Here is a 24,628-nt window from a genome sequence, read left to right on the forward strand (position 1 = left end):
TCATTCCGGGGCGCGAGCGTAGCTCGCGAACCCGGAATCCAGGGCCGCGAATACCGTGCGTGTTGCCCTGGATTCCGGGTCCGCGCCTTCGGCGCGTCCCGGAATGACGGTTGAGAGAGTAAGGATGGAACAACAAGGCCGTCTTGCCGAAAACATCGTTTACTTCGCGCGCGCGCTGCGCGCCGCGGGCATTCCTGTCGGCCCCGGTTCGGTGATGGACGCGCTCGAAGCGCTGCGCGTTGCCGGCATCAATACGCGCGAGGACTTTTACTGGATGCTGCATTCAGTGTTCGTGAAGCGGCATGAACACTCGATCCTGTTCGAGCAGGCGTTCCAGATCTTCTTCCGCAAGCGCGCTTATTTCGATCAGCTGATGGCAATGATGCTGCCGCAGACCATGCCGCAGCCTGACAATGCGCCGCCGCCTCCCGCCGCCAAGCGCGTGCTCGATGCGATGTTCAAGAACGAGAAGAAACAGCAGCCGCAGGACAAGAAAGAGGTCGAGGTCGATGCGCGGCTGACGGTCTCCGATCGCGAGGTGCTGGAGAAAAAAGATTTCGCGCAGATGTCGGCGGCCGAGATTGCCGAGGCCAAGCAGGCGATCAAGCAGCTGGTGCTGCCGCTCGACGAAGTGAAGACGCGCCGTCTCAAGGTTTCGCGTCACGGCCATATGATCGATCTGCGCCGCACCTTGCGCTCCAGCATGAAGGCGGGTGGAGCGGTGATCGATCTCAAATATCTCGGGCCGAAGACCAAACAGCCGCCGATCGTCGCCTTGCTCGATATCTCCGGTTCGATGAGCCAGTACACGCGGCTGTTTCTGCATTTCCTTCATGCGGTGACGGATAATCGCAAACGCGTGTCCACTTTCCTGTTCGGCACGCGGCTGACCAACGTGACGCGCGCGCTGAAGGCGAAGGACCCCGATGAAGCCCTGGCTGCTTGTTCGGGCGGCGTGCTCGACTGGTCCGGCGGCACGCGCATCGCGCCCTCGCTTGCCGCCTTCAATCGGCAATGGGGACGGCGGGTGCTCGGGCAGGGCGCGGTGGTGCTGCTGATCACCGATGGACTCGAACGCGAGCCGGGTGGTCAACTGGCCTTCGAGATGGATCGTCTGCATCGCTCGTGCCGGCGGCTGATCTGGCTCAATCCCCTGTTAAGGTTTGAGGGCTTCGAGGCGAAGGCGAGCGGCATCCGGATGATGCTGCCATACGTTGACGAATTGCGCCCCATTCACAATCTCAATGCGATGAAGGATCTGTGCCGGGCGCTCTCGGCCGATGGCGACGGCAAGGCCGAGGCGAAGTATTGGTTGAACAAGGTCGCGTAACGCATGAACGTGCGCGCAAAGTGATTCAAGGAACAGGCGGAGATGACTCAAATGACTCAGAATTCGCTGGCCACCGACGAAGACATCCTCCACGCCGCTGAGGAGTGGCGAAAGGCAGGGCGCGGTGTGGCGCTGGCCACGGTGGTGGAAACATGGGGCTCGGCACCGCGGCCGGTCGGCTCCAATCTTGTTATCGATGAGGAAGGCAATTTCCTCGGCTCTGTGTCGGGCGGTTGCGTGGAAGGTGCGGTGGTGACCGAAGCCATCGATGTGATCGAAAGCGGCAAGCCCAAGACGTTGGAATTCGGGGTGGCCGACGAGACCGCCTGGAAAGTCGGGCTGTCCTGCGGCGGCACCATCCGCGTGTATGTGGAGAAGGTGGATTGAAACTCTCGATCCTCAAAGCCCTCAACGAAGAGCGCGGGGCGCGGCGCGGGGCGATCGTCGTCACCGATGTCGCGACTGGCGAGCAGCGGCTTGTGAAAGGCGCCGATATCGCCGCCGATCCGCTGCATGAGTTGCTCGACAAGCATATCCGCAGCGGCAAGAGCGGTATGGAAGAGACGCCGGCCGGAAAGTTTTTCCTGACCGTGCATGTGCCGTCGCCGCGGCTTGTCATCACCGGCGCGGTCCATATCAGCCAGGCACTGGCACCGATGGCGAAGCTGCTTGGCTATGACGTGACCATCGTCGATCCGCGCACCGCCTTCGCGACGCCCGAGCGATTTCCCGATGTGAAAGTGCTGGCGCAATGGCCTGATGAGGTCCTGCCGCCGATGAAGATCGATCGCTACACCGCCTTCGTGGCGCTGACGCACGATCCGAAGATCGACGACCCGGCGCTGACGCACGCGTTGTCGAAAGACTGTTTCTATATCGGCGCACTGGGTTCGCGAAAGACGCATGCGCGCCGGGTCGAGCGGCTGAAGGCACAGGGCTTTGGCGACAACGAGATCGCGCGCATTCACGCGCCGATCGGGCTCGATATCGGTGCTGTGTCGCCGCCGGAGATTGCGGTGTCGATCATCGGCCAGATCACCGAAAAGCTGCGGCAACCACTGTCCGTTCCCCGCGAAAGCGGGGACCCGGAACTTCGCGGGAATGAACGGGGTTTGCGGGCCGGCAAGGAAACAGCATGAAATTCGGTCCCGTATCACCTGAGGACGCACTGGGCGGAACGGCCGTGCACACCATCCGCAAAGGCGAACTCGTGCTCAAGAAGGGCACGGTGATCGACGCCTCACATGTCGCAGCGCTGAAGGCGGCCGGTATTGCGGATATCGTGGTGGCGCACCTCGATGCCGGTGACGTCTCGGAAGACGAGGCCGCCGCTGCGATTGCCGAAGCGTCGGCGGGCGAGGGCGTTCGCACGGATGCAGCGTTTACCGGCCGCTGCAATCTCTTTGCCGAGAAGGCGGGCGTCCTTGTTGTCGACCGTGCGCAGATCGATGCGATGAACCGCATCGATGAATCCGTCACCGTCGCAACATTGCCGGCCTACAAGCCAGTGGTCGAAGGCGAGATGCTGGCGACGGTGAAGATCATTCCTTTCGCGGTGGCCGGCGATATCTTCCTGTCGGCGATGAAGACCGCGCATCAAGGAACGCCTCTGGTGCGTGTGGCGCCTTACAAGATTAAGAAGGTCGGCGTTGTTTCGACATTGCTGCCCGGACTGTCGCCGAAAGTGATCGACAAGACGCTGAAGATCACCGACGACCGGCTCGAGCCGGCCGGCGCGCGCATCATCGCCGAGCGGCGTGTGCCGCACGATCAGGCGGCGCTCGCCAAAGCCATCCGCGAAGTCGAGAACGAAGGCGCCGAACTCGTGATCGTATTCGGCGCATCGGCGATCGCGGACCGGCGCGACGTTATTCCGGCGGCGATCGAAGCGGTCGGCGGCACGATTGAACATTTCGGCATGCCGGTCGATCCCGGCAATCTGATGCTGATCGGCTCGGCGCATGGCCGGCCGGTCCTGGGGGCACCGGGCTGCGCCCGCTCGCCGAAGGAAAACGGGTTCGACTGGGTGTTGATGCGCCTGCTCGCCGGACTTCCGGTGACCCGCGAAGACATCACCGGCATGGGTGTCGGCGGGCTCTTGATGGAAATCGTCACCCGGCCGCAGCCGCGCGAGGAGCCAGTCGTCGACAAGACCGGACGCTTCGCCGCGGTGATCCTTGCGGCGGGACGCTCGACCCGGATGGGTGGCCCCAACAAGCTGATGGCGGAAATCACCGGCAAGCCGCTGGCGCGGATCGTGGCGGAGGCCGCCCTGAAGTCGCAGGCGCAGTCGGTTGTCGTCGTGACCGGCCATCAAAGCGAGACCATCACCGATGCGCTGAAAGATCTGCCCGTCAGGTTCGCGCATAATCCCGATTTCGCCGATGGCCTGTCGACATCCCTGCGCACCGGCCTTGCGGCCTTGCCGGCGGATATCGACGGTGCGGTGGTGATGCTGGCGGACATGCCGCAGGTGGACAGCGTTCTGATCGACAAGCTGATGTCAGCTTACGATCCGGACAAGAGCGCGCTGATCGCGGTGCCGGTGATCGACGGCAAGCGCGGCAATCCGGTGCTGTGGTCGCGCCGGTTCTTCCCGGAATTGATGGCACTGCAAGGCGACATGGGTGCCCGCTTTCTGATCGGCAAATATCCCGAAGCGGTTATCGAGGTGCCGATGACCGGGCAGGGCGCGCTGATCGATGTCGATACGCCGGACGCTCTTGCGGCGGTGAAGGCCGAGCTGGAGCGCCATTGATCGTCTGACGTCAGCGGGTGCTGTTCGGGGCCGAGCTTCTCCGTTGATCTAACTTTTGAGGATTTGTTCTGGCGGCCGTGCCCTGCGCGGCCGCTTTTTCTGTGGCCACGGCCTTGCGTCCCCGTCTCATCATTGTTATGACTGACTGGTCAGTCATTTTAGAGAAGCCGAGAGACACGTCGAGGCGGAACGGCTTCACGGTCGAAGGGGTGCGGAGGCGCAGGATGCCGGAAAAGCCATCGCGTTTAACGTCGCGTCTGGAAAGTTTGCGGCCGGAAACGCCGGTTGCGGCGTCGCAAGGCGCAAAGCCAAAGGCAGCAAAGGCGCGAGGCACAAGAACACAAAGCGCGCGCGAGGTGCGCAGCGCCGCGCGGAAGGAGGCGATCCTCACCGCCGCGCTGGAAGAGTTTTCCGCATCCGGCTTTGCCGCCGCGCGTCTGGAAGACGTGGCCAAGCGCGCCGGTGTCGCCAAGGGCACGATCTATCTCTACTTCGACGATAAGGAAGCTTTGTTCCAGGAACTGGCGCGCTCGATGTTGAGCCCGGTTGTCGGCCATATCGAGACTTTCGCTACGACCGATGTGCCGTTCCGCATGCTCGCCGATAACATCGTCGATGTGATGGTGCGAGAAGTGCTCACCACACGGCGCAAGGATATCATCCGTCTCATCATTTCCGAAGGCACGCGCTTTCCCGCACTCGCTGAATTTTATCATCGCGAAGTGTTGAGCAGGGTGATCGCGGCATTGCGCGTGGTGCTGCAGCGTGCGGTGGATCGCGGCGAATTGCGCCACAAGGCCCTGATCGAATTTCCCCAGTTGCTCGGAGCGCCTTTGCTCGTCGCCGTCATCTGGAACAGCGTCTTTGGCACGTTCTCGCCACTCGACGCGCGGGCGATGCTGAAAGCGCATATCGACATTCTTCTCGATCGCGGGGGCGCGTGATGCTGCGGCAATGGATGAAGGCTGTGGCCGTCCTGCTGGGCCTCGTGCTGTGCCTTGCTGCTGCGGGATGCGCCAAGGAAGATGACGGCAAGCTGCAGGGATGGATCGAGGGCGATTTCATCTTCGTCAGTCCTGACGAACAGGGCCGTATCGAGCAATTGCTGGTGCGCGAGGGTGATACCGTCAAGAAAGATCAGCTCATTGTCGTGCTCGATTCCGACCTGCAGAAGTCCGATCTCGGTGTCGCGCAGGCGACCTTGAGCAATGCCAAACAGGCGTTCGATCGCGCGCAGCAACTGGCGAAATCCGGCTCCGGCACACAGAAAGATTTCGATGTCGCGCAGGCCCTTTATCGCGAGGCACTGGCAAGGCTCGATGCCGCGCAGACGCGCCTTGCCCGCCGCAAGTTGCTCAGTCCGGTCGAAGGGCTGGTGCAGCAGGTTTATTACCGGCCGGGCGAAACGGTACCGGTCGGGCGCTCCATTGTCTCGATCCTGCCACCCGGCAATGTGAAGGTGCGCTTCTACGTCGCCGAGCCGCTGCTGGCCCGCATTGCCATCGACGATCCGATCCGTTTCGGTTGCGACGGCTGCCCGCCGGATATGGAGGGCAAAATCACCTTCATCTCGCGCTATGCCGAATACACGCCACCGGTGATCTATTCGATGGAGGAGCGACACAAGCTTGTCTATCTCGTCGAGGCCAAGCCGAAAGATCCGAACGCCCTGCGCGTCGGTCAGCCGGTCGACGTGACGCTCATACCGCGGGCGGCGCCAATGCCGACAGCCTCGACAACACCGACACCCAGGCCCAAGCCGGTTTCGAAGTGACGGCCGTAACGACATGACCGATGACGCGAACATCGCGATCGACGTGCATGGACTGACCAAGTCCTTCGGCGAGCGCGTCGTGGTACGTGACCTGTCGATGCAGGTGAGAAAGGGGACGATCTACGGCTTCCTCGGGCCGAACGGGTCGGGCAAGACGACGACGATCCGCATGCTTACCGGCCTTCTGACGCCTGACAAAGGCGATGGCACCTGCCTTGGCTACGACATCCGCACGCAGGCGAACCAGATCAAGCTGCATGTGGGCTATATGACGCAGAAATTCAGCCTCTATCAGGATCTGTCGGTGCGCGAGAATCTCGAATTCGTCGCGCGTCTGCATCTGATGAGAAATCCCGCAAAGGCCGCGCGCGACATGATCGAGCGGCTCGGTTTGAAGGGCCGCGAAGAACAGCTTGCCGGCGAATTGTCCGGCGGCTGGAAACAGCGGCTGGCGCTTGGCGCCTGCACGCTGCCAAATCCGCGATTGCTTCTGCTCGATGAGCCGACCGCTGGCGTCGACCCAAAGGCGCGCCGGGAATTCTGGGACGAGATCCATGCGTTGGCCGCGGAGGGGCTCACCGTGCTGGTGTCGACGCATTACATGGACGAAGCCGAACGCTGCCATGAGATCGCATATATCGCTTATGGCGAATTGCTCACGCATGGCACCGTCGATGAGGTGATCAGGCAGGCGGGTCTTGTCACCTACGATGTCAGCGGCAGGGATATGAACGGCCTGCTGCATGACTTGCAGGAGAAGGCCGGTGTCGACATGGTCGCGGCCTTCGGCAACAGCCTACATGTGTCCGGGCGCGACGGCGCGGCGCTGGAGGAGGCGATCAGGCCCTATCGCGACAGGCCCGGGCTCGTCTGGAAGAAATCCGATCCGACGCTGGAAGACGTGTTCATCGACCTGATGGGCCGCGCCAAGGACAACTTCCAATGAGCGTTCAAGCGCCATCCAACGCGGCTGCTACACGCCGCGTCTCCGCGTGGACTGCGTTCTGGTGGCGCACGTGGGCCATGCTGATCAAGGAATTCATCCAGCTTCGCCGCGACCGCGTGTCGTTTGCGATGATCGTGATGATCCCGCTGATCCAGCTCGTCTTGTTCGGCTATGCGATCAACACTACGCCGCGCGATCTGCCGACGGCGGTGCTGCTGCAGGAACACAGCGATATAGGCCGGTCGGTGCTGAAGGCGTTGCAGAACACGCGCTACTTCAAGGTGACGCACCAGGTCGAGGATGAAGCGGAATTCGATCAATTGCTCGCTTCAGGCAAGGTGCTGTTCGGCGTGGAGATTCCGCGTGGTTTCGAACGCGCGGTGCGGCGGGGCGAAAAGCCATCATTGCTGGTGGCGGCAGACGCCACGGATCCGGTGGCATCCGGTTCGGCGCTCAGCGCGCTGGGGCAACTGGTGCGGACGGCATTGCAGAACGATCGCGGCATTCCCGATGCCGGCCAGCCGGTGTTCGAATTCCGCACCCATGCGCGCTACAATCCGGCGGCCGAAACCTCGCTCAACATCGTGCCGGGCCTTGTCGGCACCATCCTGACGATGACGATGCTGATCTTTACAGCGTTGTCGGTGACGCGCGAGATCGAGCGTGGCACGATGGAAGCCTTGCTGGCGATGCCGATTACGCCAATCGAGATCATGCTCGGCAAGATCATTCCCTATGTGCTGGTCGGTTTCATCCAGGCGGCTCTGATCATCGGCGTCGGCGTCCTCTTGTTTGGCGTGCCGATCCTCGGCAGCCTCGGCCTGCTGGCGGCGTTGTCGACGCTGTTCATCGCCGCCAATCTGTCGATCGGCTACACCTTCTCGACCATTGCACAGAACCAGCTTCAGGCGATGCAGATGTCGTTGATGTTCTTTCTGCCGAACATCCTGCTTTCGGGCTTCATGTTCCCGTTCGCCGGCATGCCGGTCTGGGCGCAATGGATCGGCGAGGCTTTGCCGCTGACGCATTACATCCGCATCGTCCGCGCGATCATGCTGAAAGGCTCGACGCTGGAGAATTTGCAGTACGATGCGATTGCGCTTTTCGTGCTGATGCTGGTGGCGATGACAGTGGCGGTGACGCGGTTCAGAAGGACGCTGGATTGAACAGCCGTCATTCCGGGTTCGCCGCTGCGCAGCGCCCCGGAATGACAAAAAACTAACGCCGCGCGAAAAAACCGATCCGGCCATAAAGCCCGTTGCGGTCGTCGCTGTCGGTCGCCCAACCCAATCCGGCCGACCATTCGAGAAAGTGGAATTTTAGTCCGGTGATGTGCAGGCCGGCGCGGAATTGTCTGTAATTGTCGTCGCTGAAGCCTGCGACTTCGGGGCCGGCATAAAATGCATCGAAGAGGCGCCAGCCATAGGCGATACGTGCCGAATAGGTTGGACCAACGGACGACACGGATGCATCGGCCGTCCACATCGTATGCACGGTCGGCTCATACCAGAACTCGATCGCGCCGCGGATGCCGACATGCGTGCCGGCGAGTTTGTTGCCGGGATCGTATGGCAACAGATAGTGATACTGCGCATCGAGCCCGGCAAACACGCTGACGACGGTCTTGTCGCGCATGAAGCGCCAGCCCGGCATGGCAAAGCCGACCGCCTGCGAACCAATCACATCGATATTGCCGAGCCCGCCGGACCGATAGCGATAGGTGCCGCTGCCGATCATCGTCTTGAAGGTGAAGCCCTCGCGATCGAGCAGGCCCGGCGACCACAACAGCCCGCCATAAGAAAACGATCCGTGACGCCAGAGATCGGTGCCCGAAAAGATCAGATAGGTGTCATCGTAACGCCGATAGACATCGGCGCGGGCGTTTCGGTCGCACAAACAGAACGACGCCGCGGCCGCGAGAAGCGCCGCGAACAGCACCCGAACGCAACACATGAACGCAACTCGCAACGAAGGCGAGCTGATGACGCATCTCAGCCCATCGGTATGATGATGCTATGGTTGTTGGTTGCTTAATACCAGCGCTTTGTTACATCATGGCCGGCGTATCTAACCCCGCATCATTTTCCGCGGCGCTTCGCCGAAATTGCGCCGGACCATTGCCGAGAAGGCGCTGGCGCTGGCATAGCCGACTGACGCTGCAGCGGAGCCGACCGGCTCGCCATTCGACAAGCGAGCAAGCCCATCGATGGCGCGCAGGCGCGAACGCCATTCGTTGAAGCTGAAGCCGGTCTCGACGCGAAACAGCCGCGCCAGCGTGCGGCGGCTGGCGCCTGCTTTCTCGGCCCAGTCATCGAGCCCGCCTATTGCGTCCGGTTGCGCCAGCAAGGCGCGGGCGACACGGGCCGCACGCGTATCGCGCGGCATCGGCACATGCATCTTGCGCTCCTCCATGCGTTCGAGTTCGGCGAGGATCAGCTTTGCGATCAGCCCGCCGCGCCCGGCTTCATCGTAGTCGAGCGGCTCGTCCAGAACGGCGAGGATCAATTCGCGCAACAAGCCGCCGATCTCGACGAGGATCGGCTGTTGCGGCAGGGTCAAGCAGGCCGCTGGATCGATGTAGATTGTGCGCATGGCCAGATCGCCGCGCATGACCATGCTGTGCGGGTAGGCCGGCGGCATCCATAGTGCGAGGGCGGGCGGCACGATCCAGGCGGCATCGTCGGTCTCGACCTTCATCGTGCCCGCGATGGCGTGGATGAGCTGGCCACGCCTGTGCAGATGCGGCGGGATGTGTTCGCCATCGGCGAACGATTTGGCGAGGGCGCCGACGACGCGGGGCGCATCGTCGCGGTTGTTCCGGTATTCGGGCTGCATGAGGGACTCCCGGCGCTTGGCCCATTTGCGACGATAATCGGCCTAACATCGCCATTGGGCAAGCGTAATCTCCGAGGATCGAATCCTGCTGGGTGCTTTGATGACTGCCGCAACTGCCACGACCGATGAGACGTCTCGCCAAACCCGCATTTCCATCGGATTTCTCAACTGGGCGCATGCCGCCGACCATTACGTGCTGCTGATCTATCCAACGGTCGTGATCGGGCTCGAGGCGGTTTATGCGAAAACCTATGGCGAACTGATCGCACTCTCGACCGCGGCATTTCTGGCATTCGGCATCTTCTCGCTGCCGGCCGGCTGGCTCGGCGATCACTGGAGCCGGCGCAACATGATGGCGCTGTTCTGGTTCGGCTGTGGCGGGTCGCTGTTCGCGGCCGGGCTGGCGCCGGGACTGATTTCGCTCGGCATCGCGCTTGGCGCGCTCGGCATGTTCGCGGCGATCTATCATCCGGTCGGCATGGCGATGCTGATCGAAGCGTCGAAGGCGCGGGGCCGCACGCTGGCGTTCAACGGCGTATGCGGCAATATGGGTGTCGCGCTGGCGGCAGGCATCACTGCGCTGATTGCCTATTATCTTGGATGGCGTGCCGCGTTCTTCGTGCCCGGCGCGATCTGCATTCTCAGCGGCATTGCCTATCTCTGGCTCGTGGAGAATGACAGCCACGGCAAGGCCGCGCGCAAGTCGAGTCCTGATGTGCGCTTGAGCCGGACCTCGACTTTCATCCTGTTCGGCCTGTTCATCATCATCGCGCTCGGCGCTGGCATGGCATTTAACGTCATCACGGTGGCGCTGCCGAAACTGATCGACGAGCGCGCAGGGCAGGGGATCTCACTCGTCGCCGTCGGCAGCATCGCCACCGCGGTGTTCGTGGTTGGCGGCATTGCGCAGCTTGCGGTCGGGCGGCTGGTGGAATGGTTCGCGCCGCACGTGCTGTTTGTCGCTGTGACGTTGATGCTGTTTATCGGTGCGGCCTGGGCGGTGGTGGCCACGGGACCAATGCTGCTGGTCGCGCTCGCGCTGGCGATGGCCGGTGTCTACGGGCAGGTGACCGTCAACGATATCGTGCTGGCGCGCTACACCGCTGACGCGTGGCGCGGGCGGGTCTATGCGGTGCGCTATTTCCTCGTGTTCGTCACGGCGGGGGCCGCGGTTGCGACCATCGCCTTCCTGCATGAGCGCGGCGGCTTCGACCTCGTTCTCATGGTGACGGCGGGGATCTGCCTGGTGTTCTTCCTTGCGACGCTCGGCCTTGCCTTCATGGTCTCGGGCGCCGAAGCGCAAAAGCCTGTGGCCGTGCCAGCGGAGTGATTGTCAAACAGATTCCGGCATCAGGTCGGTAACCTTGGCGCCGGTTCGCTCGTGGACGATCTGCGCGATACGGCTGCGGTGGCAATGACCGGGATCGCGCTCGAAGCAGAGGAGGCACACCCGGCGACCCGAGCGGACGATCGACAACAGTTCGTCCATCGCTTCGATCGCGTCATGCGTCTTGAGGTGCTTGTCGTAGATGCGCCAGAGCTTGTCGATCTGGCCGGAGCGCGCGGCCTGCCGCCCCTCGGCCGGCGTGCCGAGCTTCTGCAGATGCAAATAGGCGATGCTGTTTTCGCCGAGCGTTGCCGCAAGCTGTCGCTTGGAGAAGCCCGGCTTGCGCGAGGCGGCGACAGCCCGAGTATCCACCAGCAATTGCACCCTGGCCTTCTTCAGCGCCGCCATCACGGCATCGGGCCGGGTCTGCTCATAGCCGATCGTGAAGAGTGCAGGGGCGGCCATTGGGCTTTCCGAAGGGCAACTGAACGCGCCTTACAGGTTCCTGAGACGTCTGCGTGGCTTTGCGGCCACAGTTGCGATGATTTTGCCCCGGGATTCGCCGAAAACCATATGATTCGGCATCGGGGGAATTACGCTTTTCCAACGAAAATATAAGGGCATAGGGGAGTTGGCAATGAACGCGCTTTTGACAGCAGCAACTGCGGCCGCTTTGGCCATGATCGCTTCGGGGGCATTGGCCGCCGATATAGCGCGTCCCGTCTACAAGACGGCACCTGTTGAACTGGCCCCCTCCTGGACTGGTTTTTATGTCGGCGGCCATGTCGGTTACGGATGGTCTCGCGACGGGTCGGCTTCACTTTCACAAACTGCGGTTGCTCCGCCCGACTTCTTCTTTTTTCCGGTCACGACGACCCTTAATTCAGAAGGCGCCATCGTTGGCGGCCAAATCGGTTATAATTGGCAAGCGAGCAACTGGGTGTTCGGCGTCGAGGCGGATATCTCCGGCTCATTCCTGAAAAAGTCGGCCAGCGTCACGACTTTTTCGTCCATAGCGCCAGGATCTCCGGGTGGCACTATGGGGATCACTCAGGAAATTGATTGGCTCGCAAGTGCTCGTGGACGAATCGGCTTTGCTTTCGATCGCAGCTTAATTTACGCGACCGGCGGCTTTGCATGGGCCAGCGTGAGCACAAACGCCGTATTCAATGGCAGTTTTCCGTTTTCTTCGGCGGCAAACCTGACCTCAGACGACACTCGCACCGGGTATGTCGTGGGTGGCGGTTTTGAACACCTGCTCGGATCAAACTGGACCATTCGCGCTGAATATTTGTATTACGCGCTCGACGGTGGAGACAGCGTATCCGGTCCTATTCCGAATCCGGCTTTGATCGACGCAACGGCCACTCTGTCGACAAGCGATCTCAACATTCATGTCGCTCGGCTTGGACTGAACTACAAGTTTTGAAATACAGTGCCTGTGCTAGTGTTCTGAATCCGAAGTTCGCTCTCGAGGGTGCTGCAAAATCGAGCGAACTTCGGCTTCGGGACACGGGGCCCTGTCTCGGGGCCTTTTCTTTTCCACACCTCAGCGTCTGTACGTTGTGTCCCACGCTGGCGGGGTGTTGCCAATTGGCCGCGTTTTGGACATTTGGTGCAGGGCGGGTATCGCCAAATACCTTGGCCGCTCTTAAAATTTGAGCTGCTCTTAAATTGGCTTCAATTGGCTGGTTGCCGTACTGCCTGCGCTATTCCGAGTGATTTATGGTCCGAAAATTACCCCTCCTTGCCATCCTTCTGCTGACCTGCACCGGCTGCTACCCTCAAACGGCAACGTTGCCTGGGGTCGGTATACCGGCACGGTCGCCAGACGGCGAGCTGCGCCGGCTCAGCGACGAGGAAAAGGCCATCATCCGGCGCAGCGTTCTGGTCGAAACACCCGATCCCGCCTTTGCTGAATTCCGCTGGACCAGGTTTTCGAAATCGCCGGCACAGACCGAGTATTATTGCGGACAATTGAATGCACAGACCGCCCCCGGCCGCTGGGTGGGATTTCGGCCGTTTGTCGTGACGGTAGAGACCGCAAATGGGGATATCCGCAGCGCCAGGCTGGTGGAGCTGTCACAAGACCGTCTGGACGTCGCTGGCGTTGTCTCCAAATGTCGCGAGAACGGCCTCGATGCTTTTGCTACGATCGAAGGCGACGGGAAGAGCGTTCAGAACGTGAAGTGAGACGAGGTGCAGCATTAGTTGTATTCTGAGAAACGGTGCTCTGCGCCTACGCGCACCCTCCTCATTTCGTGGTCTTTTTATTTTTGTCATCGGAGCGATAGGCACGCCATAGTTGTTGCCATATCGCTGCGGGGTTACGCGCTGACGTCATCAGCCAACCGGGACACATCGATCATCAGAGATGAAAATAGAGCTTGCGATCACACAGGCGGACTTCCTTCAGGCCCGTGCTCTTTTCGAGGAATATGCCTCGTCTCTGAACGTCGATCTGGGATTTCAGGGGATCGAGAGCGAGTTCGCGACGTTGCCGGGGAAATATGCCCTGCCATCAGGGGCGATTTTCCTGGCCCTGGACGACGAAGGGCCGACGGTCGGGACGGTGGCCATTCGTCCCTTTGAAAGGCCCGGCGCGTGCGAAATGAAGCGTCTCTATGTCCGGCCAAAGGGCCGCGGTATGGGTGCCGGCAAAGCGTTGGCCAAAGCGGCGATCGCATTTGCTGAAACGGCGGGATATGCCGAGATCCTGCTGGATAGTTTGCCATCCATGACGGCCGCCGCTCGTCTCTACGAACGTCTCGGGTTTCGTGAAACAGAGCCTTATTGGGACAACATCTTGCCAGGTGTTCGCTATTTCTCTCTGACGCTGTCCGCACATGCGCCGCGATGAGAGTGAACGTCTATCGAAATTGCGCCACGCAGAAAGTTGGCCGGCATTGGCGCCGGCCGCGCAGACTTGTCGCCGACTGTTACCGGCGCGTGCCGGATCCCGTTGTCAGTCTGGGATTCAGTTCGCATTGTCCATCGCGACCGGCATTGGATGCCGCCAAGCATTCCGCCATCGTCGCGAAACCGCAACTGACGGCGCCTGAGGTTTTTTCCGTCAGGCAGAAACGCTCTTCTGCAGATACTTTTGGCTGAGGCTGCGGTTGAGTTTGAGCAATCGCTGCAGAGCCGATTGCGATCAGAAAAGCAAATGACATCGCGATACGCATTGCATTCTCCTGCTAGGCCTCCCCGCGCAACTTTATCGCAAGGGGCTCTGATCGGTACATGTTCGGGTCGATGATGGGTTAACTTTTTAAAGCGCGGCTGCGAACGTTTTGTTGTGATTTAGCACCGCTATCGATTTTCATCTTCACCGCCGGTGCCCAACCCTTCTCCTCGAGGCGTGCAACATGCATGAACAAATGCGAATGCTTGCAACGCGCCGGATGCGCGGCGCATCGATGCGTCTTATTGCTCTTGTGACTGGGACGCAAAACTCCAGTTCGTTCAGTCGAACTGATCGTCTGCGAAGGCAAATTGCCTGGACGAGTATTTGATAACGCTCAACTCTGCACGATAATTTTCTATTAAATTTTTCTTCGGCGCGGCGATGTGGCTGCTGCGGGCCCGATCGCCGCTGATGGGCTCAATTGGCGTTGGACGCAAGAGCCAAAAAACAGAGTTAGCTTTACCGTGGATCAGAGAACGGCGGCCATCATTAGCGGCTATACGGAGGTTTTAACCGAGCTGGTCCGTTTGCTCGTGGACAAGGGCATTCTCTCGAAAGATGAAATTCGCGATACGATCACTCAGGTGGTCGTGCGCGGGATAGAGCAGGGCGCGCAACCCGGTTTTGACGAGGTGCCGATAATTTTACTGCGAAGCGTCGACAGTTGGAAACCGACGCCACACTGATTGACGTTCCGGAAAAAAGCAGCACCAGCGTGAAATCGCCGCACGCAGACATGCGTCTGTTTGGAAAAGGCGGCTACCAATTGTCTTGATCAAATCCAATCGTCTTCATCAATCTCGTGAGACCGCTCTGTTCGCATTAGCAACCGGCGGTTCTGCGATCAGAAATTGACATGCTGAATTTGATATCCGTCAAATTTTGCGGAATCTCAGGACGGATGATGTTACCGAACGCGGCTTGTATTGCGGAAAAGTTTCAACCGCCGCGGAGCGTAAGTACGGCATAAAAATTTGAGAATGGGAGCATTCAAAATGTTGTCGCCCGAATTCGATCGCAATCTCGTTTCTCCCACATCGGATCATTTTGCAGCTTCTGACGAACTGCGCCCGCTGGCCCATCGGCTGATCCCTGGCGGGGCCCATACTTACGCAAAGGGCGACGACCAATATCCGGTATTGGCTCCCGGTTTCATTGCCAGCGGCACTGGTTGTCACGTCTGGGATGTCGATGGCAATGCGTTTATCGAGTATGGCATGGGATTGCGTGCCGTTGCGCTTGGCCATGCCTTTCCGCCAGTCGTTGCGGCTGCCGTCAAACAGATACAGCGGGGCATCAACTTCACCCGGCCCTCGCCGCTGGAAGCAGAGTGCGCGGAAAATCTTCTTGAAGTCGTGCCCGGCGCGGAGATGGTCAAGTTTACGAAGGACGGCTCTACGGCGACCACCGCCGCTATTCGTCTCGCGCGCGCTTATACCGGCAGGGACGCCGTCGCGCTCTGTGCAGACCATCCGTTTTACTCCTACGACGATTGGGCGATCGGAACGACGCCCATGAATGCCGGCATCCCGCAGGACGTGAAGCGCCTGACGCTGACGTTTCGCTATAACGATCTGGCCGGCGTGGAAGCGCTGTTCTCTGCCCATCCCGGACGCATTGCTGCTGTGATCATGGAGGCAGAGAAGGATGTTGAACCCGCACGCGGCTTTCTGATCGGGCTGCGGGATCTCTGCCATCGCCATGGTGCACTTCTGATCATCGACGAAATGATTACCGGGTTTCGCTGGCCCCAACGTTCAGCCCAGCGTCACCACGGCATCGAAGCGGACCTGTCGACCTTCGGTAAAGCGCTCGGCAATGGCTTTGCTATTTCAGCGCTGGTCGGCAAGCGCGACATCATGCAGCTTGGCGGGCTCGATCACGATCGCGACCGTGTCTTCCTGCTCTCGACGACACATGGCGCGGAGACGCATGCTCTGGCGGCCGCTCTTGCGGTCATGAAGTTTTACCGTGAGGAGCCGGTGATCGAGACGCTCGAGCGGCAAGGACTGCGTTTGAGAGTAGGGGTTGAGGCTGTTGCTGCCCATCACGGTTTGCAGAAGCATTTCCAACTTGTCGGCCGGCCGGCCAATCTCGTCTACCGTTGCTGCGATCGCGACGGTATTCCCTCGCAGACGTTCCGCACGTTGTTTCTTCAGGAAACGATTCGTCGCGGCATCCTGGCTCCGTCATTTGTTGTCAGCTATTCGCATTCGGACGACGATATCGATCAAACGATCGAGGCCATCGACCGCGCGCTTTCCGTCTATCGCAAGGCGCTGGAGACTGGAGTCGATGCTTATCTTGTCGGGCGGTCGGTACAGCCTGCATTCACCAAGCGCGCGATGCCGCCAAAACTCGCCGCTGTGTAAACGTCGGACTCTGAGGGCCGGTTGAGCACGAGAAATAGCAACTTGATCAGTGAAGGCTGAAGCTGCGATCCTTTGGGTCGCTTTCTAGTGCTTCGTCAATGATGGCGGCATGACGCGCGGGGGGCGTGTCGCAAGTTCCGCCTCCAGCCGCGCGATATTCTCGAACAGCCGTTTGCTGGTGAGCTTGAGGAAGCCAAGGCCGAATTCCGGGTTCTGGTAATAAAGCTCTTCGAATTTCTCGTAGGAGAGCGAGAGCAATTCGCCGTTTTCCTGCGAGATCAATGTCGCTGTCCGCAAGCCTTCAGGCGAGAGCAGGCCGAGTTCGCCGACCACGGCGCCCGGCTCGAGGTTGACGTTGATTTCCTCCAGGATGAAACGGCCGGACACGACGAGATACATCGCCTCGGCGATATCACCCTTGCGGAAGATCACCTGTCCCACCTTGGTCTTGCGCCGGCTCATGAACGGCTGCAGCCAGGTCATGTCGAGATCGGCGCGCGCGGCGCGCTGCGTGCGGCGGATCAACTGGCGCATCTCATGCACGCGATAGAGGTTGAGTGGCAGCACGATACAGTTCAGGACAAAGGTCGGCCAGATGCCGGATACGCCCGCATAAAACAGGAACAGGACATTGGTGCCGATGCCGACGATGCGCAGCGGGATCATCGTCTTCATCCAATATTGCACCACGGTCAGGGCAATGCCGACGCTGGCTGCAATCTGTGCTAGGAGCGGGATATCCATCAAGTCTCTCCGGGTCGCGCGTCTGCGTCGCAGCAATGCTTCGTGTAAGCGTCCAGCAAGCAACCGCTGAAATTCGTGATTACTTCAGCCGCTCGATCAGCGCCATGGCCGCAGCCGGCGCGCGCACCTTGGCCTCGTGAATGAAATACACGAACACGTCGCGGCTTTGTTTTTTCGGCTTGGTGGCGGGATCGACAAGTGGCAGGTCGTCGGGCATGCCGCCGCGCGCCCAGGTCATAACCCGCGCGGTCCAGGCATCCAGGGCCTTGGGTGAGTATCCGGTCTTCAGTCTTTCCTCGCCTTTTTGCAGTCGGGCATAGACGAAGTCGGCTGTGACATCGGCGATCGCCGGATAGGTCTCGTGTTCGGAAAAGACGACGGGAATTTGAAACTGGCGCAAAAGCCTGGTGAATTCCGGTGTGCAGAAGCTGTCATGCCGCACCTCGACGACATGACGCAGAGCGCGGCCGTCGAATTCGGCCGGCAGCAATTCGAGAAACTTCCCGAAATCGGCCTCGTCATATTTCTTGGTTGGTGCAAATTGCCACAGCAGGGGACCGAGCCGGTCGCCGAGCTCGGTGACGCCGGAATGCAGGAATTTCTTGATCGAGTCGCCGGCCTCTGCCAGCACCCGCCGGTTCACCGCAAAACGCGGACCCTTGAGTGAAAACACGAAGCCGTCCGGCACTTCGGATGCCCATTTGCGATAGGTCGCGGGGCTTTGCGTGCGATAGAAGGTGCCGTTGACCTCGATCGAGGTGAGGTGCTGGGCGGCATAGGTCAGCTCCTGCGCATGTGGCAACCCCGTTGGATAAAATACGCCGCGCCACGGCTCGTAGGTCCAGCCGCCGATGCCGGTATAAATACGGCCCTGTTTGCCCGCCACGCCATTCTCCTCAACGCTGCTGCAACCATATCGCAAGAACCGACTTATGTAGAAACCCGGTTTTCGATCGGGCGACGATGGTATTCCCGGGGGGCTTTGTTTGATTTGGGTCATGCCAACGGCCGGATGTCCGGCATACCGTGCAAAGTCAGTCGCCTCAATCTCGACGCTGAAAGGATTCCCCATGCGTTCATTCCTGCTGGCAGCCACCGCGGCTGCAACCCTCGCTGCGTTCATGTCATCGGCGGATGCCCAGTCCCGCACCCGTGTCGGTGGCCTGACCTGTAATCTCGCGCCGAGTGTCGGCATGGTGATCGGGTCCCAGCAGCCGGCCGCCTGCGTCTTCCGCCCGACGCGTGGCCGGCCCGAGCGCTATAACGCCATGATTTCCCGGCTCGGCGTCGATCTTGGCGTGAAGGAGGGCGGCCGGCTGTATTGGGCAGTGCTGGCGGATTCCGCCAGGAGGCCGCCGCGCTCGCTGGTCGGTGATTATGTCGGTGCCAGCGGTCAGGCCGCGTTCGGTGTCGGCGCCGGCGCCAATGTGCTGGTCGGTGGATCGGATCGCTCGATCTCGCTGCAGCCGGTCTCGGTCTCGGCCCAGCGCGGCGTGAACGTTGCGGCCGGCGTCGCGAACCTGTCGCTGCGCTGATTGCACGCGAAGAACAAAATGCAAAAGGCCCGGCATTGAGCCGGGCCTTTTGTTATGCCTCATGCGCCCGGCACGCTGCCGGGCGGCAGGAAGTCCACTTCATGCGCGGCCGAGCGGCGGACGACTTCCTCAGGGTCTGTGAGGTTATGCAACTGGTCGAACAATTCCTTGAGACTGCGTGACGGCGAGACCCAGAAGAGGGCGCGGGTCGGTTGATCGGTCCTGTTGTAATAGCCGTGCGCCAGGCCCATCGGCATCTTCACGAGGTCGCCGGCACTCGCCTTCACCCATTTGCCGTCGAGATAGAGATCGAACGTGCCTTCCAGCATGTAGATGAATTCATCCTGCGTCGGATGAATATGCGGCGGCACGAACGTGCCGGGCGGATCGAAGGTCTCGAATGAGAACGACGACGCGCAATTCGATTTCTCGTAATAGGTGTGACCGAGAATATTCCACACCGTCGGCGTCTGGCTCTGGCCGGCTGGTGTAATGCCCGGCGTCAGCTTGATATCTGTCATCGCGGAAATTCCTTGGCTGTTGAAGTGAAATCACGCCGCAGCGGCAAGAGCCGGATCGGCAAAGAGCGGCACGATGGTGCCCGGTTCGTCGAAACCCTGCGCAACCTTGTCGGCCAGATCCTGTTTGCCGGAGGCGCGGGCGAGCAATTCGACGACATGCGGCGGCGGCGGCATCAGGATCATGTTGCTCCACATCGTCGAGGCTTCGACGCGCTGGAATGCTAATTCGAAGGTCGCATTCATCCAGGCCGCATCGTAGGGGGCGCTGCCATGCTGCACAATCGCATCGAGCGTGACCGCCGCAGCTTTGATCGCATTGTTGGAGCCTTGCCCGACGATCGGGTCGTTGAGGATCACAGCGTCGGCAAGTCCCAGAACGTGTTTGCCGGATGGTAGGGTGCCGACACCTTTGCGAACGGTTGGCACGACGCGGCCAGCGAGATAACCATTCGCATCAGTGAGTGTGGCGTCAGCGATGCGCTCATATTCCCACGACACGAATTGCTTGATCAGCGATTTGGTCTTGGCCAGTTGCGTTTCGATATCCATCGCCGCGCCGAATGCATCGAGCGGGCCACCTGGTACGGCTTCGATGAACAGGATCTCGCAGGGTCCCGAAGACGTGAGGCATGGAATCATGAACATTTCGCCGGCCCCTGGGATCAGCGTCGCCGTGACACATGTCTTTTCATAAGGCGTGGTGCCGTTGGTATAAACGACCGACAAGGCGCGCATTGGCTTGTCGTAAGGCGAGCGTGCATCGTCGCGGGGAAAGAGTTGCGAGACTGGCCCCTTGCCGGCGGCGACGATGACGAGATCGCTGTCTGTGGCATAGCGCTCGAGTTCGGGAATGCCGGCATCGACGATCTCCAGCGTGCCCCCTTGTGCGACGAACGCGTCCATGAAACGCGGAAACTTCACCCGCTGATCGACTGACTGCGCGGGTGCAGCGAGATTGCCGACGAAACCGAAGGCCTTGTTACCGGAGCCATCCGGCGCCGCAACGGCAATGCGCATGCCGGTGATCGCGGGGGCGGTTTCGTTCCAGAAATCGAGGCCCAGCCGCCGCTCTTCGGCGCGTGCAGTGCCGAACACGCATTGGGTCGACATGACCTTGCCGTTGGCAATGTCCGTTCCCGAGCGGTTTTGCGCAACCCTTACGGAATATCCCGATTGCAAAAGTCCAATGGCGAGAACGAGGCCCGCCTGACCGCCACCGACAATGGTGATATGGCGCATGATCCAAACCCCGCAAAAGTGAAGAACCTTCATTGCAGGCTGAATTTGACGCCGTCGCCGCCGGCTCGTCTATCCATTGTGCGCAGGGTTTGTCCGCCGGATGCGGATTTCGGTTCCGAAAAGCACCAAACGCCAAAATTTGATGCTGGTCTTTGACGAAGGGGCGTCACAGAATGATCGCCCGAAGTCCTGTTTGGGAGGGCAGGATGATCCAGACGGGTCATGTTGCTACGCCGCCGCTGGCCTATTTCAATGCGGTTAATACATTCGATCCCGGCGAGGCCGAGGATGGCGTCGCCCGCATTTTCTGTCCGCATCGCTTGACGCCACTGAAGAGCGGCGCACCAGGCTTTCATGCGATGCACAATTCGGCGCGCTTCGACGGTTATTCGGTCAATTATGTCCAGTATGGCGCCGAAGTCGAAATCGATCCCGGCAAACTCGACGGCTTTTTCCTGTTGCAGGTGCCGCTCTCCGGATCGTCCGATGTGCGCTGCGGCGCCGCGCGCGTTGCGTCCACACCAAGGGTCGCGACGCTGCTCTCACCGACCTTGCCGACGGTGATGACGTGGCATGCCGGATGCCGCAAGCTGATCGTGCTGATTGAACGCAAGGTGGTGGAGGGGCATCTGGCGGCATTGCTCGACCGGCGTATCGATGCGGTCGAGTTCGAGACGCAGGTGCCGCTGATGGATGCTGTCGGTCAGGCGATCCGGGCGCATGTGATGCTCATGCAGGAGGCCGCGACACAATCCGTCGTTCTTCCGGCCGGGAGCGGCCGGCTGGTCCAGCGCGAATTGCGCAATGGTCTGGTTGGCTTGCTGCTCACCGGGCTTGTGCATGATCGCAGCACATTGCTGGCGCATGGCGCGGCGATGCCGGCGCCGGGGCATGTGAAGCGGGTCGAGGATTTTCTCAACGCGCATCCCGATCGTGAGGTCAGTGTGAGTGAACTGGCAGAGATTGCCGGTGTCAGCCTGCGGTCGCTGCAGGATGGCTTTCGCCGGTTCCGCAACATGACCCTGACGGACGCCATTCGCGATGCGCGTCTTGCTTACTGGCGGCGGCTGTTGGAAGCGCCGCCCGCTGGTGCGGGTGTCGGTGCGTTGGCGATCGCGGCGGGCTTGACGCATCTTGGCCGTGCCGCCGCGCTTTATGCCAAGCGCTATGGCGAGACGCCGTCGGATACTCTGCGGCGGCATCGGCGCTCAAGGCAATGACAGCATTCTAGAGCCTTTCCGGCTTTGATGGAATCAAAGCCGGGGCTCTAACTTTTTGTTTTGACGCGTTTTCCTCACCCGAACCGGTGCCCACTTCGCTCGAAAACGCTCTATTGAAATGCGACTTCCGCGAAGCTGCGCAGCTTGCGGGAATGCAGCCGCTCCCATTCCTGGCTTTTCAGTTTCTCGATTGCGCGAAGACCAATGGTGAGGTGCTGGCTGACGCGCTGCCGATAGAATTCGGCGGCCATGCCGGCGAGCTTGATCTCGCCGTGCAGCGGCTTGTCGGAGACGCAGAGCAGGGTGCCGTAGGGGACGCGGAAGCGAAACCCGTTGGCCGCGATGGCCGCCGATTCCATGTCGAGCCCGACTGCACGCGAGAGCGACAGCCGCCGGATCACGGCGGCATGATTGCCGAGCTCCCAGTTGCGATTGTCAACGCTTGCGACGGTGCCGGTTCGCATCACGCGCTTTCGCTCGTAGCCGGCAAGACCGGCGACTTCGCCGACGGCCTGTTCGAGCGCAATCTGTATTTCGGCCAGCGCGGGAATCGGCACCCACAGCGGCAGCTCCTCATCCAGCACATGATCCTCGCGCACGTAACCATGCGCCAGCACGTAGTCGCCGAGCTTCTGGGTATTGCGCAAACCGGCGCAATGGCCGAGCATCAGCCAGGCATGCGGACGCAGCACCGCCACGTGGTCGGTGATGTTGCGCGCATTCGACGGTCCGGTTCCGATATTGATCATGGTGATCCCGCGGCTGCGCGGAGCGGCCAGATGGTAGGCCGGCATCTGTGGCATGCGCTGCAGCGGCGCTGCGGTGGCAGCAGCCATGCCGAGCCTTGCATTGTGCGTGATCACATGGCCCGGTTCGACAAAGGCGTCATAGTCCGGATCACCCGCCGCCATGCGCTCGCGGCAGAGGCGCACGAACGCGTCGACGTAAAACTGATAGTTGGTGAAGATCACGAAATTCTGGAAATGCTCGGGATCGGTGCCGGTGTAATGGAATAGCCGGTGCAGCGAATAATCGACGCGGGCGGCGCGAAACATGGCGAGCGGGGCTGGCGCACCGGGCGGCAATTGCAATGTGCCGTCGGCGATTGCATCGTCCATAGTCGCGAGATCGGGGGTGTCGAACAGGTCGCGCAAGGGTGGCGCGGCGGTCTGAGGACCGCCGGAGACCTGACTGGCGGCGATGCCGATATCCGACGAATAGGCGAAGTGGACGGGGATCGGTTCGCTCGATTCGCCAATCTCCACCGGCACGCGATGGTTGTTGAGCAGGAGCTCGATCTGTTCGGTGAAATAATCGCGGAACAGGTCGGGCCGGGTGACGGTGGTCTCATGTGTTCCGGGACCGGAGACGAAGCCATAAGAGAGACGGGAATCGACGCGCGCGTAAGTGTCGGTGGTGATACGCACGAACGGATAGGTCGCGCGCACGCGCGCGGCGAGCGGCCGGCCTGCGACAAAGGCTTCGAAATGCTCGCGGAGAAATGCCGTGTTGCGCGAATAGATCTCTTCCAGACGCGCCACCGCAGCCTTTGCATCGGTGAGGGCCTCGGTCGGGATCCGCTCCGGAGACAGAAGTTTCAGATAGTCCGGCATGAGTCAGAGCTTGTACGCCGTCGGCGCCAAGTCAAGCGGGGGCCCTCAATGAAATGGTATCGACCGGGACAGAATGTGGACTAAGGAGGCGTGGGTGCTTCGAGGCCGGGAATAATAAATAATGAAGGCCCGGGTTTGGTCCCCGGGGCCTCGGCCAATAAGCAAAGTCTTGGGTCAGCGAATTCTGATCGCGCTGAAACGGTACATGGGATACGTCCGTTTCCGCCCGTGGTTAGAACCTGTAATTGAGACCAGCGCGAACGATGTGCATTGAAAGGTTCGCATCATGGTTGATGATTTGTGTCGGGCTTGCGGTGCGGCTGTACAACGTTGTTGTGCTGACCGTGCCAAAATCGGCGAACAGGTATTCTGCCTTGACTGACCAATTGCTAACCAAAGCCCATTCAATGCCGCCGCCAATGGTCCAGCCAACCCTGATGCTATCGAGGGAAGATCCTCCGCAGTAAAAGATTGCACAGTCGATGCCTGTCGGGAACGGAACCAGTGCATTCACCGTGTTGGAGGCCTTTACTTGTGTGAATGCGGCGCCGCCGGTCGCATATAGCAGCGCTTTTCCACCCGAAAATGTCGTTACTCCCAAGCGTCCGCGGACCGTCGCCAACCAGTCTGTTTCGACGGAGTTATCGAAACGGTTTCCGTTGAAAGGTGCAGTCACGAAGGGAAGGAGGAGGGTGTGGGTCGACTTCGTCTTCAACGCACCGAAGTCGCCCTCGATGCCGGCGACCCAGATTCCGTTTTGCCAATTATAGCCGATCTGGCCGCCTCCGATGAACGCCTCATCCGAACTGCCATAACCACCAGTTGCGTTGATGCTCGCGGCATTAGGGGGCAAGAAGACGGTGCATGCCGTGGAGCAGGGCAGGCTGTTCCGCCCATCCACGTCTGCTCGTCCCCAGCCTGCATTGAGACCTACATAGAGACCTGTCCAGTTGTGGGAGGCAGCGACCGGCGTGGCCTTGTAGACCGGCCGGGCAATATCGGCGGCCATCACCGACGCTGAAGCGATCTGCAAGGCTATGATGCCGGCAGCAACAGAACGTCCAATGCTCACTTTAATCCCCTCGCGTAACCAGTCTTGGGCCTGATCTCACGTAGGACTTGCCGGGACTCGCATTGCGGCGTCTTGCACTCGGGGGCGCCACAGTGGGACGCTATGGCAGCAACCAAGGAAATCCCGCCGCTGTGGTCGCGATGCAACGATGCACT

The 24,628-nt window shown here is 60.6% G+C and carries 26 protein-coding genes; 16 read left to right on the forward strand and 10 right to left on the reverse strand.

Features of this window, described 5'->3' with window-relative positions; translation table 11 throughout:
* Nucleotides 1–124: 124 nt before the first annotated feature.
* From CAK95_RS20400 to CAK95_RS20435, 8 genes are all read left to right on the forward strand, one after another.
* On the forward strand, nucleotides 125–1,330 hold the full coding sequence (locus tag CAK95_RS20400; RefSeq protein WP_245303474.1) for a vWA domain-containing protein: 1,206 nt from the start codon (nucleotides 125–127) through the stop codon (nucleotides 1,328–1,330).
* 51 nt (nucleotides 1,331–1,381) lie between these two features.
* Nucleotides 1,382–1,717 (forward strand): XdhC family protein, encoded by a 336-nt coding sequence (locus tag CAK95_RS20405; RefSeq protein WP_086089582.1) that lies wholly within the window; start codon nucleotides 1,382–1,384, stop codon nucleotides 1,715–1,717.
* Nucleotides 1,714–2,469: an XdhC family protein gene (locus CAK95_RS20410; protein WP_086089583.1), complete on the forward strand. Its 756-nt coding sequence runs from the start codon at nucleotides 1,714–1,716 to the stop codon at nucleotides 2,467–2,469. The genes CAK95_RS20405 and CAK95_RS20410 overlap by 4 nt, the downstream gene beginning before the upstream one ends.
* Nucleotides 2,466–4,088, forward strand: a complete 1,623-nt coding sequence (locus CAK95_RS20415; RefSeq protein ID WP_086089584.1) for an NTP transferase domain-containing protein — start codon at nucleotides 2,466–2,468, stop codon at nucleotides 4,086–4,088. Before CAK95_RS20410 ends, CAK95_RS20415 begins: the two co-directional genes overlap by 4 nt.
* Nucleotides 4,089–4,312: 224 nt before the next feature.
* The gene (locus CAK95_RS20420) at nucleotides 4,313–5,032 is read left to right on the forward strand and encodes a TetR/AcrR family transcriptional regulator (protein ID WP_086089585.1); all 720 of its coding nucleotides are present in this window, start codon (nucleotides 4,313–4,315) and stop codon (nucleotides 5,030–5,032) included.
* Nucleotides 5,032–5,862, forward strand: a complete 831-nt coding sequence (locus CAK95_RS20425) for an HlyD family secretion protein (RefSeq protein WP_245303475.1) — start codon at nucleotides 5,032–5,034, stop codon at nucleotides 5,860–5,862. Before CAK95_RS20420 ends, CAK95_RS20425 begins: the two co-directional genes overlap by 1 nt.
* A gap of 13 nt (nucleotides 5,863–5,875) precedes the next feature.
* Nucleotides 5,876–6,808, forward strand: coding sequence for an ABC transporter ATP-binding protein (locus tag CAK95_RS20430; protein ID WP_086089586.1), 933 nt, complete (start codon nucleotides 5,876–5,878; stop codon nucleotides 6,806–6,808).
* Nucleotides 6,805–7,974 carry an ABC transporter permease gene (locus CAK95_RS20435; RefSeq protein ID WP_086089587.1) on the forward strand — a complete coding sequence of 390 codons (1,170 nt, stop codon included), beginning with the start codon at nucleotides 6,805–6,807 and terminating at the stop codon, nucleotides 7,972–7,974. The genes CAK95_RS20430 and CAK95_RS20435 overlap by 4 nt, the downstream gene beginning before the upstream one ends.
* Before the next feature lie 52 nt (nucleotides 7,975–8,026).
* Here the strand turns inward: CAK95_RS20435 and bcsS are convergent, their stop codons facing one another.
* Together bcsS and CAK95_RS20445 are read right to left on the reverse strand one after the other, a co-directional pair.
* Entirely contained in the window at nucleotides 8,027–8,761 is a 735-nt protein-coding gene (bcsS, locus tag CAK95_RS20440; RefSeq protein ID WP_086089588.1) for a cellulose biosynthesis protein BcsS, read from the reverse strand.
* A 114-nt stretch (nucleotides 8,762–8,875) separates the two neighbouring features.
* Nucleotides 8,876–9,643, reverse strand: coding sequence for an AraC family transcriptional regulator (locus CAK95_RS20445; protein WP_086089589.1), 768 nt, complete (start codon nucleotides 9,641–9,643; stop codon nucleotides 8,876–8,878).
* A gap of 100 nt (nucleotides 9,644–9,743) precedes the next feature.
* Between CAK95_RS20445 and CAK95_RS20450 the strand changes: the two genes are divergently transcribed.
* Nucleotides 9,744–10,973 carry an MFS transporter gene (locus tag CAK95_RS20450; RefSeq protein WP_086089590.1) on the forward strand — a complete coding sequence of 410 codons (1,230 nt, stop codon included), beginning with the start codon at nucleotides 9,744–9,746 and terminating at the stop codon, nucleotides 10,971–10,973.
* Between the two features lie 3 nt (nucleotides 10,974–10,976).
* On the opposite strand, the gene CAK95_RS20455 is transcribed toward CAK95_RS20450, so the two are convergent.
* Entirely contained in the window at nucleotides 10,977–11,435 is a 459-nt protein-coding gene (locus CAK95_RS20455; RefSeq protein ID WP_086089591.1) for a DUF488 domain-containing protein, read from the reverse strand.
* A 172-nt stretch (nucleotides 11,436–11,607) separates the two neighbouring features.
* Between CAK95_RS20455 and CAK95_RS20460 the strand changes: the two genes are divergently transcribed.
* The 3 genes from CAK95_RS20460 to CAK95_RS20470 all read left to right on the forward strand — a co-directional run bounded on the left by CAK95_RS20460 (nucleotide 11,608) and on the right by CAK95_RS20470 (nucleotide 13,830).
* On the forward strand, nucleotides 11,608–12,399 hold the full coding sequence (locus tag CAK95_RS20460) for an outer membrane protein (RefSeq protein ID WP_245303476.1): 792 nt from the start codon (nucleotides 11,608–11,610) through the stop codon (nucleotides 12,397–12,399).
* 296 nt (nucleotides 12,400–12,695) lie between these two features.
* The gene (locus tag CAK95_RS20465) at nucleotides 12,696–13,163 is read left to right on the forward strand and encodes a hypothetical protein (protein WP_086089592.1); all 468 of its coding nucleotides are present in this window, start codon (nucleotides 12,696–12,698) and stop codon (nucleotides 13,161–13,163) included.
* A gap of 181 nt (nucleotides 13,164–13,344) precedes the next feature.
* A complete protein-coding gene (locus CAK95_RS20470; protein WP_086089593.1) occupies nucleotides 13,345–13,830 on the forward strand; it encodes a GNAT family N-acetyltransferase in 486 nt (161 codons plus the stop codon).
* A 79-nt stretch (nucleotides 13,831–13,909) separates the two neighbouring features.
* On the opposite strand, the gene CAK95_RS20475 is transcribed toward CAK95_RS20470, so the two are convergent.
* On the reverse strand, nucleotides 13,910–14,155 hold the full coding sequence (locus CAK95_RS20475; protein ID WP_086089594.1) for a DUF3551 domain-containing protein: 246 nt from the start codon (nucleotides 14,153–14,155) through the stop codon (nucleotides 13,910–13,912).
* A gap of 385 nt (nucleotides 14,156–14,540) precedes the next feature.
* Between CAK95_RS20475 and CAK95_RS20480 the strand changes: the two genes are divergently transcribed.
* A complete protein-coding gene (locus CAK95_RS20480; RefSeq protein WP_086089595.1) occupies nucleotides 14,541–14,843 on the forward strand; it encodes a hypothetical protein in 303 nt (100 codons plus the stop codon).
* A gap of 309 nt (nucleotides 14,844–15,152) precedes the next feature.
* A complete protein-coding gene (locus tag CAK95_RS20485; protein WP_086089596.1) occupies nucleotides 15,153–16,529 on the forward strand; it encodes a glutamate-1-semialdehyde 2,1-aminomutase in 1,377 nt (458 codons plus the stop codon).
* An 84-nt stretch (nucleotides 16,530–16,613) separates the two neighbouring features.
* Here CAK95_RS20485 and CAK95_RS20490 read toward each other — a convergent pair whose 3' ends face one another.
* Both CAK95_RS20490 and CAK95_RS20495 read right to left on the reverse strand, forming a co-directional pair.
* Nucleotides 16,614–17,273 carry a Crp/Fnr family transcriptional regulator gene (locus CAK95_RS20490; protein ID WP_245303477.1) on the reverse strand — a complete coding sequence of 220 codons (660 nt, stop codon included), beginning with the start codon at nucleotides 17,271–17,273 and terminating at the stop codon, nucleotides 16,614–16,616.
* Nucleotides 17,274–17,352: 79 nt separating this feature from the next.
* Nucleotides 17,353–18,159, reverse strand: a complete 807-nt coding sequence (locus CAK95_RS20495) for a DUF72 domain-containing protein (RefSeq protein ID WP_245303478.1) — start codon at nucleotides 18,157–18,159, stop codon at nucleotides 17,353–17,355.
* A 184-nt stretch (nucleotides 18,160–18,343) separates the two neighbouring features.
* Here CAK95_RS20495 and CAK95_RS20500 point away from each other — a divergent pair, with 184 nt between their 5' ends.
* A complete protein-coding gene (locus CAK95_RS20500) occupies nucleotides 18,344–18,808 on the forward strand; it encodes a DUF992 domain-containing protein (protein ID WP_086089597.1) in 465 nt (154 codons plus the stop codon).
* A gap of 59 nt (nucleotides 18,809–18,867) precedes the next feature.
* On the opposite strand, the gene CAK95_RS20505 is transcribed toward CAK95_RS20500, so the two are convergent.
* Both CAK95_RS20505 and CAK95_RS20510 read right to left on the reverse strand, forming a co-directional pair.
* Complete coding sequence (locus tag CAK95_RS20505; protein ID WP_086089598.1) at nucleotides 18,868–19,329, reverse strand: cupin domain-containing protein; 462 nt, start codon at nucleotides 19,327–19,329, stop codon at nucleotides 18,868–18,870.
* Nucleotides 19,330–19,359: 30 nt separating this feature from the next.
* Entirely contained in the window at nucleotides 19,360–20,568 is a 1,209-nt protein-coding gene (locus tag CAK95_RS20510) for a styrene monooxygenase/indole monooxygenase family protein (protein ID WP_086089599.1), read from the reverse strand.
* 206 nt (nucleotides 20,569–20,774) lie between these two features.
* Here CAK95_RS20510 and CAK95_RS20515 point away from each other — a divergent pair, with 206 nt between their 5' ends.
* The gene (locus tag CAK95_RS20515; RefSeq protein WP_183044165.1) at nucleotides 20,775–21,788 is read left to right on the forward strand and encodes an AraC family transcriptional regulator; all 1,014 of its coding nucleotides are present in this window, start codon (nucleotides 20,775–20,777) and stop codon (nucleotides 21,786–21,788) included.
* A 110-nt stretch (nucleotides 21,789–21,898) separates the two neighbouring features.
* On the opposite strand, the gene CAK95_RS20520 is transcribed toward CAK95_RS20515, so the two are convergent.
* Together CAK95_RS20520 and CAK95_RS20525 are read right to left on the reverse strand one after the other, a co-directional pair.
* A complete protein-coding gene (locus CAK95_RS20520; protein ID WP_086089601.1) occupies nucleotides 21,899–23,401 on the reverse strand; it encodes an AMP nucleosidase in 1,503 nt (500 codons plus the stop codon).
* Nucleotides 23,402–23,633: 232 nt separating this feature from the next.
* Nucleotides 23,634–24,473, reverse strand: coding sequence for an outer membrane protein (locus CAK95_RS20525; RefSeq protein WP_086089602.1), 840 nt, complete (start codon nucleotides 24,471–24,473; stop codon nucleotides 23,634–23,636).
* Nucleotides 24,474–24,628 lie beyond the last annotated feature (155 nt).

It is taken from the genome of Pseudorhodoplanes sinuspersici (assembly GCF_002119765.1).
Classification (GTDB): domain Bacteria; phylum Pseudomonadota; class Alphaproteobacteria; order Rhizobiales; family Xanthobacteraceae; genus Pseudorhodoplanes; species Pseudorhodoplanes sinuspersici.

Bases quoted from the DNA above. Each gene is read 5' to 3' on its own strand.
- CAK95_RS20430 (WP_086089586.1), top strand. From the start codon at position 5,876: ATGACCGATGACGCGAACATCGCGATCGACGTGCATGGACTGACCAAG.
- CAK95_RS20515 (WP_183044165.1), top strand. From the start codon at position 20,775: ATGATCCAGACGGGTCATGTTGCTACGCCGCCGCTGGCCTATTTCAAT.
- CAK95_RS20470 (WP_086089593.1), top strand. From the start codon at position 13,345: ATGAAAATAGAGCTTGCGATCACACAGGCGGACTTCCTTCAGGCCCGT.
- CAK95_RS20405 (WP_086089582.1), top strand. From the start codon at position 1,382: ATGACTCAGAATTCGCTGGCCACCGACGAAGACATCCTCCACGCCGCT.
- CAK95_RS20505 (WP_086089598.1), bottom strand. From the start codon at position 19,329: ATGACAGATATCAAGCTGACGCCGGGCATTACACCAGCCGGCCAGAGC.
- CAK95_RS20415 (WP_086089584.1), top strand. From the start codon at position 2,466: ATGAAATTCGGTCCCGTATCACCTGAGGACGCACTGGGCGGAACGGCC.
- CAK95_RS20425 (WP_245303475.1), top strand. From the start codon at position 5,032: ATGCTGCGGCAATGGATGAAGGCTGTGGCCGTCCTGCTGGGCCTCGTG.
- CAK95_RS20450 (WP_086089590.1), top strand. From the start codon at position 9,744: ATGACTGCCGCAACTGCCACGACCGATGAGACGTCTCGCCAAACCCGC.
- CAK95_RS20465 (WP_086089592.1), top strand. From the start codon at position 12,696: ATGGTCCGAAAATTACCCCTCCTTGCCATCCTTCTGCTGACCTGCACC.
- CAK95_RS20400 (WP_245303474.1), top strand. From the start codon at position 125: ATGGAACAACAAGGCCGTCTTGCCGAAAACATCGTTTACTTCGCGCGC.
- CAK95_RS20520 (WP_086089601.1), bottom strand. From the start codon at position 23,401: ATGCCGGACTATCTGAAACTTCTGTCTCCGGAGCGGATCCCGACCGAG.
- CAK95_RS20500 (WP_086089597.1), top strand. From the start codon at position 18,344: ATGCGTTCATTCCTGCTGGCAGCCACCGCGGCTGCAACCCTCGCTGCG.
- CAK95_RS20455 (WP_086089591.1), bottom strand. From the start codon at position 11,435: ATGGCCGCCCCTGCACTCTTCACGATCGGCTATGAGCAGACCCGGCCC.
- CAK95_RS20475 (WP_086089594.1), bottom strand. From the start codon at position 14,155: ATGCGTATCGCGATGTCATTTGCTTTTCTGATCGCAATCGGCTCTGCA.
- CAK95_RS20490 (WP_245303477.1), bottom strand. From the start codon at position 17,273: ATGGATATCCCGCTCCTAGCACAGATTGCAGCCAGCGTCGGCATTGCC.
- CAK95_RS20510 (WP_086089599.1), bottom strand. From the start codon at position 20,568: ATGCGCCATATCACCATTGTCGGTGGCGGTCAGGCGGGCCTCGTTCTC.
- CAK95_RS20485 (WP_086089596.1), top strand. From the start codon at position 15,153: ATGTTGTCGCCCGAATTCGATCGCAATCTCGTTTCTCCCACATCGGAT.
- CAK95_RS20420 (WP_086089585.1), top strand. From the start codon at position 4,313: ATGCCGGAAAAGCCATCGCGTTTAACGTCGCGTCTGGAAAGTTTGCGG.
- CAK95_RS20460 (WP_245303476.1), top strand. From the start codon at position 11,608: ATGAACGCGCTTTTGACAGCAGCAACTGCGGCCGCTTTGGCCATGATC.
- CAK95_RS20445 (WP_086089589.1), bottom strand. From the start codon at position 9,643: ATGCAGCCCGAATACCGGAACAACCGCGACGATGCGCCCCGCGTCGTC.
- CAK95_RS20435 (WP_086089587.1), top strand. From the start codon at position 6,805: ATGAGCGTTCAAGCGCCATCCAACGCGGCTGCTACACGCCGCGTCTCC.
- bcsS (WP_086089588.1), bottom strand. From the start codon at position 8,761: ATGTGTTGCGTTCGGGTGCTGTTCGCGGCGCTTCTCGCGGCCGCGGCG.